The organism is Synechococcus sp. 1G10 (assembly GCF_002252625.1).
GTDB lineage: Bacteria > Cyanobacteriota > Cyanobacteriia > PCC-6307 > Cyanobiaceae > Regnicoccus_A.
In genome coordinates, this window is record NZ_NQKW01000079.1 from 1 (window position 1) to 377 (window position 377).

Sequence of the window (377 nt, forward strand, 5' to 3'; positions counted from 1 at the left end):
GAGTTCGCTGAAAAACTCAGCCAGCTCTGCGAAAATGGGACAACTGCACAGACGTTGATGCGAGGCCAACAGGAGCGCAGCGGCTCTCTGTTCTCCTACGTCTCGATTGAGGAGCGGATCCCGACCAGCCATCCGCTGAGGCGGATTCGCAAGCTGGCGGACCAGGCTCTTGATCGGCTCAATCCCACTTTCTGCAGGCTGTACGCCTCAGAAGGACGACCATCGGTTCCACCCGAGCAGCTGCTGCTGGCCTCGCTGTTGCAGGCGTTCTATGGGATCCGCTCCGAGAGGCTGCTGCTGGAGCAGCTCCACTACAACCTGCTGTTCCGCTGGTTTGTGGGCCTCAGCCCCGACGATCCGATCTGGCATCCGACCAC

At 60.7% G+C, this 377-nt stretch carries 1 protein-coding gene; it reads left to right on the forward strand.

Annotation, left to right across the window (positions count from 1 at the left end; all coding sequences use genetic code 11):
• Nucleotides 1–57: 57 nt before the first annotated feature.
• A partial coding sequence (locus tag CJZ82_RS17550; protein ID WP_143593773.1) for a transposase occupies nucleotides 58–377 on the forward strand: 320 nt, incomplete at its 3' end.